Genomic DNA, 1,200 nt, shown 5'->3' with positions numbered 1-1,200 from the left:
GAAAAATGGCAAAAGGTAAATTCACCCGCACCAAGCCGCACGTGAACGTGGGCACGATCGGTCACGTCGACCACGGCAAGACCACGCTGACGGCTGCGATCGCGACCGTGCTGTCGTCGAAGTTCGGTGGCGAAGCCAAGGCCTACGACCAGATCGACGCTGCGCCTGAAGAAAAGGCCCGCGGCATCACGATCAACACCGCGCACGTCGAATACGAAACGGCCAACCGCCACTACGCACACGTCGACTGCCCCGGCCACGCCGACTACGTGAAGAACATGATCACCGGCGCTGCCCAGATGGACGGCGCCATCCTGGTGTGCTCGGCCGCCGACGGCCCGATGCCCCAGACCCGTGAGCACATCCTGCTGGCTCGCCAGGTGGGCGTGGGCTACATCATCGTGTTCCTGAACAAGTGCGACATGGTCGACGACAAGGAACTGCTCGAGCTGGTCGAAATGGAAGTCCGCGAACTCCTCGACAAGTACGAATTCCCCGGCGACGACACCCCCATCATCCACGGCTCGGCCAAGCTGGCCCTGGAAGGCGACAAGGGCGAACTCGGCGAAGGCTCGATCATGAAGCTGGCCGAAGCCTTGGACACGTACATCCCGACGCCCGAGCGCGCCGTGGACGGCACGTTCCTGATGCCCGTGGAAGACGTGTTCTCGATCTCGGGTCGCGGCACGGTGGTGACCGGCGCCGTCGAGCGCGGCGTGATCAAGGTCGGTGAAGAAATCGAAATCGTGGGCATCCGCCCGACGGTCAAGACCACCTGCACCGGCGTGGAAATGTTCCGCAAGCTGCTGGACCAGGGTCAAGCCGGCGACAACGTGGGCGTGCTGCTGCGCGGCACGAAGCGCGAAGAAGTCGAGCGCGGCCAGGTGCTGTGCAAGCCCGGCTCGATCAAGCCGCACACGCACTTCACCGCCGAGGTGTACGTTCTGTCGAAGGATGAAGGCGGCCGTCACACGCCGTTCTTCAACAACTACCGTCCGCAGTTCTACTTCCGCACGACGGACGTGACCGGCGCGATCGAGCTGCCTAAGGACAAGGAAATGGTCATGCCCGGTGACAACGTGTCGATCACGGTCAAGCTGATCGCTCCGATCGCCATGGAAGAAGGCCTGCGCTTCGCTATCCGCGAAGGCGGCCGTACCGTGGGTTCGGGCGTCGTGGCGAAGATCCTCGACCTGTAAG

At 63.2% G+C, this 1,200-nt stretch carries 1 protein-coding gene; it reads left to right on the top strand.

What is annotated here, in order from left to right:
* The first annotated feature begins 5 nt into the window (after nt 1–5).
* Entirely contained in the window at nt 6–1,199 is a 1,194-nt protein-coding gene (tuf, locus tag BMY35_RS37510; protein ID WP_093210122.1) for an elongation factor Tu, read from the top strand.
* Nucleotide 1,200: the final 1 nt, after the last annotated feature.

The sequence above is a fragment of the Variovorax sp. YR750 genome, assembly GCF_900109805.1.
Lineage (GTDB): Bacteria > Pseudomonadota > Gammaproteobacteria > Burkholderiales > Burkholderiaceae_C > Variovorax > Variovorax gossypii.
This window is presented reverse-complemented; position numbering and strand designations above follow the sequence as displayed.

What these genes read in the sequence shown, in the direction of transcription:
- tuf (WP_093210122.1), top strand. Translation starts at nt 6, where the DNA reads ATGGCAAAAGGTAAATTCACCCGCACCAAGCCGCACGTGAACGTGGGC.